This window comes from Actinokineospora sp. NPDC004072 (assembly GCF_053604195.1).
On sequence record NZ_JBSGHB010000025.1, the window covers coordinates 76,212 to 83,759 of the forward strand.

Annotated in this window: 7 protein-coding genes; 2 read left to right on the forward strand and 5 right to left on the reverse strand. The window is 73.2% G+C overall.

What is annotated here, in order from left to right; translation table 11 throughout:
- Positions 1 to 26 precede the first annotated feature (26 nt).
- A complete protein-coding gene (locus tag ACWEPX_RS29600) occupies positions 27 to 1,244 on the reverse strand; it encodes a DUF1700 domain-containing protein (protein ID WP_451900545.1) in 1,218 nt (405 codons plus the stop codon).
- Positions 1,241 to 1,570 carry a PadR family transcriptional regulator gene (locus ACWEPX_RS29605; protein WP_451900546.1) on the reverse strand — a complete coding sequence of 110 codons (330 nt, stop codon included), beginning with the start codon at positions 1,568 to 1,570 and terminating at the stop codon, positions 1,241 to 1,243. Before ACWEPX_RS29605 ends, ACWEPX_RS29600 begins: the two co-directional genes overlap by 4 nt.
- Positions 1,571 to 1,706: 136 nt before the next feature.
- On the opposite strand from ACWEPX_RS29605, the gene ACWEPX_RS29610 reads away from it, so the two are divergent.
- A complete protein-coding gene (locus ACWEPX_RS29610) occupies positions 1,707 to 3,377 on the forward strand; it encodes a BCCT family transporter (RefSeq protein WP_451900547.1) in 1,671 nt (556 codons plus the stop codon).
- A gap of 4 nt (positions 3,378 to 3,381) precedes the next feature.
- Here the strand turns inward: ACWEPX_RS29610 and ACWEPX_RS29615 are convergent, their stop codons facing one another.
- Together ACWEPX_RS29615 and ACWEPX_RS29620 are read right to left on the reverse strand one after the other, a co-directional pair.
- On the reverse strand, positions 3,382 to 4,311 hold the full coding sequence (locus ACWEPX_RS29615) for a 1-phosphofructokinase family hexose kinase (RefSeq protein ID WP_451900548.1): 930 nt from the start codon (positions 4,309 to 4,311) through the stop codon (positions 3,382 to 3,384).
- Positions 4,312 to 4,350: 39 nt separating this feature from the next.
- Positions 4,351 to 6,465, reverse strand: a complete 2,115-nt coding sequence (locus ACWEPX_RS29620; RefSeq protein WP_451900549.1) for a catalase — start codon at positions 6,463 to 6,465, stop codon at positions 4,351 to 4,353.
- Between the two features lie 101 nt (positions 6,466 to 6,566).
- Between ACWEPX_RS29620 and ACWEPX_RS29625 the strand changes: the two genes are divergently transcribed.
- Complete coding sequence (locus ACWEPX_RS29625; RefSeq protein ID WP_451900550.1) at positions 6,567 to 6,872, forward strand: hypothetical protein; 306 nt, start codon at positions 6,567 to 6,569, stop codon at positions 6,870 to 6,872.
- Positions 6,873 to 6,876: 4 nt separating this feature from the next.
- Here the strand turns inward: ACWEPX_RS29625 and ACWEPX_RS29630 are convergent, their stop codons facing one another.
- Positions 6,877 to 7,326: a hypothetical protein gene (locus ACWEPX_RS29630; RefSeq protein ID WP_451900551.1), complete on the reverse strand. Its 450-nt coding sequence runs from the start codon at positions 7,324 to 7,326 to the stop codon at positions 6,877 to 6,879.
- Positions 7,327 to 7,548: the final 222 nt, after the last annotated feature.

Genomic DNA, 7,548 nt, shown 5'->3' on the forward strand with positions numbered 1-7,548 from the left:
CGTCTGCCGCTCCCACCTCGATCCGCCTAACCCTCCGCGGTCGTCGGGCTGGGCGTGGTCGTCACCGGCTGGCTCGTCGTACTGGTCGGCGCGGTACTGGTCGGCGCGGTGCTGGTCGGACCGCTGGTCGGCGCCGTGCTGGTGGGTGCGGTGGTGGTTGGTCCGCCGGGTGCCGTGCTGGTGGGCGGTGGAGTGTGGCTGTTGGGCGGCAGCGGGACGAAGGGCATCCTGGACACCTCCTGGCAGCCGTCCGGCCCGTAGAGGGGCACGGGGTTGGGGAACCGGTTGTCGAACGACTCGGCGACGACCGGGGTGCAGCTGCCCATCTGGGGGACGTTGAGCGGGACGCCGTTCTCGTTGTAGAGGTAGAACTCCGGGATCTGCCTGCCTTCGGCGTCCACCGCGTAGACGTTCTGCAGCTGCTCGCCGTTGTAGGCCAGGCCGGGCGGGGCCGACACCGGGTAGTAGTAGCCGCTGCCCCGGTGGGACACCGCATCGACGGCCTGCACCGCCAGGGCCAAGCCCAGGCCGATCACCAGCGCGTTCGCGGGAACGACGAGCAGCAGCAGCCGCCGGTCGCCCGCCACCCGCCCGCCCGCCCACAGCAGGACCGCGGCGACGCCGATGATGGCCAGCAGCCAGTAGCCGCCGCCGCTGGCCTGGAGGGCGGCGACGAAGGCCAGGGCGAGCAGCAGCAGCCGGGCCACCCGCCAGCCGGGCCCCAGCTCGCGGGCGCGGTGGGCGTGCGGCACCCGGCCCAGCGCGCGCCTCGCCCGGTCGCGGGCGATGCGGTACTCCGGCACCGACTCCACGTCGACGCGCCGGACGGCCCCGGAGAACACCAGCCACAGCGCCGGGAGCAGCACCAGGCCGCCGAGGAACACGCCCACCAGCGCGTCCCGGTCGTAGCGGTCGGAGAGCAGGCCCGACAGGCCCGCGGCGAGCGCGGCGGCGGCCACCGCCCAGAGCACGCACCGGGCGCGCCAGACCCGCGGGCGCTCCCCCGCGTCCTCCCCTGTGGACGGGTAGCCGCCCGCGGCGCGCAGCTCGGCGGCGTACTCCTCGGGCGTGCCGAGCCGGGCCACGACGGCGTCCAGCGAGCCCGTCTCGGCGTAGACCTCGGCCACGTGCGGCGCGAGGTCCTCCATCACCTCGGCGACCTCCTCGGCGGGCAGGCCTGCCAGCCCCGCCCGCACGCGCTGCACGTACTCGGCCACCTCGGGACGGGTGAGGATGTCGTTCACGCCGCCACCCCCTTCCGCAAGATCCCGTCCAGCGTCTCGGCGAAGGCCCGCCACGCCTTCTCGGACTCGGCCAGCTTGGCCCGGCCCGCCTCGTTGACCCCGTAGTACTTCCGGTGCGGCCCCTCGTCGCTGGGGACCACGTACGAGGTCAGGTACCCGGCCCGGTACAGCCTGCGCAGCGTCCCGTAGACCGAGGCGTCCCCCACCTCGTCGATCCCCCCGGTGCGCAGCCTGCGCACCACGTCGTAGCCGTAGCCGTCCTCGTTCCTGAGCACGGCGAGCACGGCTAGGTCCAGCACCCCCTTGAGCAGCTGGCTCGTATCCACAGCACCCCTCCTGCTATCGCGCTAGCCAGACTATTGCGCATAGCGCGGTAGTGCGCAAGCCGCGGATGCCTGGTGGCCGGATGGCGGGGAGGGGCTTTAGCCTGTCGGGGATTCACCGCAGCCGGGAGGAGCAGGCGTGACCACTTCGGACCGACCCGTCGAGCCGGACGCGGCTGGGAAGCGGTCCATCCACGGGCGCGTGTTCTGGCCGTCGGCGGCCATCGCGCTGGCGTTCATCGCGGTCACCGTCGCCTCGCCGTCGACGATGGAGTCCGCGGTCGGGGCCGTGTCGGGGTGGATCGTGCGCAACTTCGGCTGGTACTACACGCTGCTGGTCAGCGCGTTCGTCGTGTTCGCCATCCGGGTCGGCTTCGGCCACTACGGCGACATCAAGCTCGGCGCGGACGACGACGAGCCGGAGTTCTCGCGCCGCTCGTGGTTCGCCATGCTCTTCGCCGCGGGCATGGGCATCGGCCTGGTGTTCTGGGGCGTCGCCGAGCCGCTGAACCACTTCGCGGGCATCCCCAACCGGGCCTCGGGCATCGCCGCGGCCGACGAGGCGGGCGCGCAGGCCGCGCTGGTGCAGACGTTCCTGCACTGGGGCCTGCACCCGTGGGCGGTGTACGTGGTCGTCGGCCTGGCCGTGGCCTACGCGGTGCACCGAAGGAAGCGGCCGGTGTCGATCCGGTGGGCGCTGGAGCCGCTGCTCGGCCGCCGGGTCCGCGGCGTGCTCGGCGACGTGATCGACATCGCCGCCGTGGTGGGCACGCTCTTCGGCGTGGCCACCTCGCTGGGGCTGGGCGTGGCCCAGATCGCGGCGGGCCTGGACTTCACCGGCCTGATCACCGACCCGGACAACCTCGTCAAGGTCATCCTCATCGGCGCCATCACGCTGATCGCCGTCCTCTCCGTGGTCACCGGGGTGGACAAGGGCATCAAGTGGCTGTCCAACACCAACCTCGGCCTGGCCGGGGCGATCCTGGTCTTCGTGCTGGTGACCAGCCCGACGCTGTTCATCCTGCGCGACTTCATCCAGTCGACCGGCCTCTACCTGCAGAACCTGGTGCGGCTGAGCCTGACCACCACCGCGTTCCAGGGCGCGGCGGGCGAGGAGTGGCAGGGCTACTGGACCGCCTTCTACTGGGGCTGGTGGATCTCCTGGGCGCCCTTCGTCGGCGTCTTCATCGCCCGGATCTCCCGCGGGCGCACCGTCCGGGAGTTCGTCGCGGGCGTGCTGCTGGTGCCCACCCTGCTCAGCTTCCTGTGGTTCTCGGTCTTCGGCGGCGCGGGCCTGTTCCGCCAGCTGTTCGGCCAGGGCGGCCTGGTGGGGACCGACGAGACCGGGGCGGCCTCGGTGGACACCGAGGGCGCGCTGTTCACCCTGCTGGACGGGCTGCCCGGCGGGTCGATCCTGGTCGGGGTCTCGATCATCCTCGTGGTGCTGTTCTTCGTCACCTCGGCCGACTCCGGGTCGCTGGTGGTGGACATGCTCGCCGCGGGCGGCGAGGTGAACCCGCCGAAGTGGAGCCGGGTGTTCTGGGCCTCGGCCGAGGGCGCGGTGGCGATCGCGCTGGTGCTGGCGGGCGGGCTGAGCGCGGTGCAGGGCGTGGCCATCGCGATCGCGCTGCCGTTCAGCCTGGTCATGATCGGCATGTGCGTGGCCATCACCCGGGTGTTCTCCCGGGAGAGCCGGGCGCTGCTGCGCGCCCAGCGCAGGCTCCAGCGCGAGGAGCTGACCGAGCACGTGACCCAGAGCCTGGTCGACGAGGGCCTGGTGGACCGCTCCGAGCCCCGCTCCCCCGGCTGAGCCGTCAGCCCACCGGGACGAGCCGGACCTGGCGGGCGATGGCCCGGATCGCCGCGCCCTCGCCGGAGCCCAGGCCGTGCCGGGTGACGTTGAGCGCGCCCGCCGCGCCGCCCAGGCGCAGCGCGTCGGCCATCGACTCGCCGTTGGCGAGGGCCGCGGTGACGGCGGCGGTCATCGAGTCGCCCGCGCCGCGCGTGTCGACCTGGTGCAGGCTCGGGACCTCGATGGCCAGCACGCCCTCGCGGGTGCGGGCGATGGCGGGCTCGCCCGCGCGGGAGACCAGGACGAGCTCGGCCCCGGTCTCGGCCAGGTGGTGGGCGGCGCGGACGAGCTCGGGCACGGTGTCGGCCTCGGCCGCGCCCGCTTCCAGCAGCTCCTCGTGGCTGACCTTGATCACGCTGGGCCCGCCTTCGCGCGCCGCGGCCAGGTACTCCCCCGCCAGGTCGACCACGACCCGGCAGCCCAGCTCGGACAGGTCGGCGGTCAGCCGCTTGTAGAGCGCGGGCGGCGCGACCCGCGGGTCGTGCACGCCGCCGAGGATGGCCGTGCCCGCGGCCAGGGCCTCGCGCAGGGTGAGCGCGTAGAGGTCGTCCAGCTCGTGCCGGGTCAGCGGGTCGGGCGGCATCTCGACCAGCGAGTCCCGCTCCCCGTCGCGCCGGTCGTGGATGTAGGCGCCGTTGCGGGCGGCCACGTCGCGTCCGCAGACCCGGATGCCGCCCTCGCCGACGAGGTGGCGCAGCACCATCCCGGTCTCCCCGCCGAACGCGCCGCACAGGGTCACCGGCACGTCGAGCACGGCCAGCATCCTGGCCTGCCAGACACCTTGGCCGCCGGGGTGGATGTGCAGGTCGGGCTGGCCGCCGACGGCCTCGACGGTCACGGTCAGCTGCGGCGACGGCGCGAAGACGACGACGCCTGGTTTGTCCTCGGTCACGCCCCGGAGCTACCCCCGCCCGGACCCGGCGAAACGGGATCAAGCGGGCACGGCGTCAGTCCGCCTGCTCCAGACCCGGTGGCCAGCCACCACCTTGGCGAACTCCTCGGCGAACGCGGTCGGCAGGGCGTCGGCCGAGCGGCCGCTGCTGACCACGCCCTCGTCGACCACCAGCTCCTCGTCCGCGCCCGCGAGCCGCACGTCCACCCGGGCGGTGCGCAGCAGGTCGAGCCCGGCGCCGAACCCGCCCACCGCCTTGGCGTGCTTGAACGCCTCGGTGACGAAGTGGACCGCGTAGCCGTCGGCGGCCAGCGCGGCCACCGACTCCTGTCCACAGGGGACGATCACGGCGTCGTAGAGCACCGAGGCCATCGTGTTCAGCGCCCGGTCGGCCATCAGCGCCTCGCCGTCGGCCGCGCGCACCTCGCCGTCGGCCGGGGCCAGCAGCTCCACCACCGCGCCGAGATCGCGCAGGACCCGGGCGACCCGGCGCGTGCCCACGCCGTCCACGCCGTCGGCCACCAGGAGCGCGACCTTGCGCGTCTCGACCGTGCCGGGCGTCCGCGCGGCCCGCTCGACCTGGCTCAGCGCGGGCGAGCGCCTGCCGTGGTTGGCCCCGTCCGGGGCCTGCGGGGCCTGCACGCCGATCCCGGCGGCGACCAGCTTGGCCAGCTCGTGGTCCACCCGGTTGAGGTGCTCGACCACCGCGGCGCGGATCGGCTTGGTCTCCACCTTGCCCAGCTCGAAGCGGAAGGCGGCGACGATGTGCTCCTTCTCCACGTCGGTCATGCTGTTCCAGAACAGCGTGGCCTGGCTGTAGTGGTCCTGGAAGCTCGGGCTGCGCCTGCGGATCTTCACCCCCTCCACCTTCTCCTGGTAGTGGCTGAACACCTCGGGGAACTCGCCAGCGGCCATCGGGCAGCCCCCGCCCAGGGAGTTGGGGCTGTAGCTGGTCCGGCCGCGGTGGATGCGGTGCTGGCTGAACCCGTCGCGCTGGTTGTTGTGCTCGGGGGCCAGCGCGCGGTTGATCGGGATGTGGGCGAAGTTCGGCCCGCCCAGCCGCAGCAGCTGGGTGTCGAGGTAGGAGAAGTTGCGGGCCTGCAGCAGCGGGTCGTTGGTGAAGTCGATGCCGGGAACGACGTTGGCGGTGTGGAAGGCGATCTGCTCGGTCTCGGCGAAGAAGTTGTCCGGGTTGCGGTCGAGCACCATCCGCCCGACCGGGCGGACCGGGACCTGCTCCTCGGGGATGATCTTGGTGGCGTCCAGCAGGTCGAAGTCGAAGGCGAACTCGTCGTCCTCGGGCACCAGCTGCACGCCCAGCTCCCACTCCGGGAACGCGCCGGACTCGATGGCCTCCCACAGGTCGCGGCGGTTGAAGTCGGGGTCCTTGCCCGCGATCTTCTGCGTCTCGTCCCACAGCAGCGAGTGGGTGCCGAGCACCGGCGTCCAGTGGAACTTCACGAACGTGCCGCGCCCGTCGGCGGCCACCAGGCGGAAGGTGTGCACGCCGAAGCCCTGCATCATCCGGTAGCTGCGGGGCAGCGCCCGGTCCGACATCAGCCACAGCATCATGTGCATGGTCTCCGGCTGCTGCCCGACGAAGTCCCACAGCGTGTCGTGCGCGGACTGCGCCTGCGGGATCTCGTTGTGCGGCTCGGGCTTCACCGCGTGCACGAAGTCGGGGAACTTGATGCCGTCCTGGATGAAGAACACCGGCATGTTGTTGCCCACCAGGTCGTAGTTGCCCTGGCGGGTGTAGAACTTCGTGGCGAACCCGCGCACGTCGCGCACGGTGTCGGCCGAGCCACGCGAGCCCGCGACCGTGGAGAACCGCACGAAGACCGGGGTGCGCACGGTCGGGTCGGTCAGGAACTCGGCGGCGGTGTACTCGGCCAGCCACGGCTCGTACGGCTCGAAGTACCCGTGCGCCCCCGCTCCCCGCGCGTGCACGACGCGCTCGGGGATGCGCTCGTGGTCGAAGTGGGTGATCTTCTCCCGGGCGTGGAAGTCCTCCAGCAGCGTCGGGCCGCGCTCGCCCGCGGCGAGCGAGTCGTCGGTGTGGTCGACCCGCACGCCCTGCTGGGTGGTCAGGCGCTGCCCGTCGTTGTCGACCCGGACGGCGTCGAGCTGGCGCTGCTTGTCGATGTCGGCCATCGCTTGGCTCCCTCGTCGTCGGCTTCCGGCTGCGGCGTACCCGGTCGCCGCGGCGGGGACACCCCGCGTCCGGGTGGTCTTGGCGGGTAGCCTCGGCGGACGTGGACGACACCTACCGGCAGAAGCGCCCGGGGATCGCCGCCGCCGGGTTCCTGGCGGCGGTCGGCCTGCTGGCGCTGACCGTGCTCGCCTTCCGCGCGGACCTCGTCGCGGGCTGGCGCGGCGGCGAGTACGCGACCTTGTTCCTCGGCGTGGCGATGGGGTCGCTGCTGCTCGGGGCCGGGCTGCGGCTGGGGCGGCCGCGGTGGGCGTCGTTCGGGTCCGGCCTGCTGATCGGCGGCGCGCTGGGGGTCGTCAGCGCGATCGCGGTGGTCGTCGCCATCGCGGTGGCGTGGTCGCGGATGTGAGCGCCTAGCGCAGGCTGCTCTCCTCGACGTCGGCCATCCGCGCGTGCAGGACGACCTCGTTGACCTCCAGCCGGTTGATCAGCCGCAGCGCCGCGGCGATGCCGTGGCCGACGAGCTGGTCGGCGGTGTCGCCGTACTCGACCTCGATGCGGGCGCCGGGGTGGCTCGGCACGGGCGCGCGGCCGAGGAAGGCGAAGGCGCCCGCCTTGCTCGCGGGCAGGGTGATCGTCAACTGCTGCCGCTGGACGACGGGCAGCGAGCACCGGAAGAGCAGGGCGTAGAGGAACCCCTTGGCCCGCCACAGCAGCTCCTCCCCCTCGGCGCTGCGCCGCTCGACCACCGCCCCACCCGGCAGCGGCGCATCCACCAGCAACCCCCGCTCGGCGATCCGCGCCTGCGTCCACCCGGCAAACTCCGCCGTCCCCGCCACCACCCCACCCACATCGAGCACCACCCACCCATCCCCCACCCGACCCCCGCCAACCACCCCGTCCACCCCTCGCTCGCCGCCCCCCACTCGACCCGCCTCCTGCTCACCCCGCCCCGAGCCCTGCCCGCCGCTCCCCACGTCGGACTCACCACGCTGCCCACCCGGCCCACGCCCCGAACCTTGCCCGCCACTCCCCTCGCCGGACTCACGCTGCCCACCCGGCCCACGCCCCGAACCTTGCCCGCC

Bases quoted from the DNA above. Each gene is read 5' to 3' on its own strand.
- ACWEPX_RS29620 (WP_451900549.1), bottom strand. From the start codon at position 6,465: ATGGCCGACATCGACAAGCAGCGCCAGCTCGACGCCGTCCGGGTCGAC.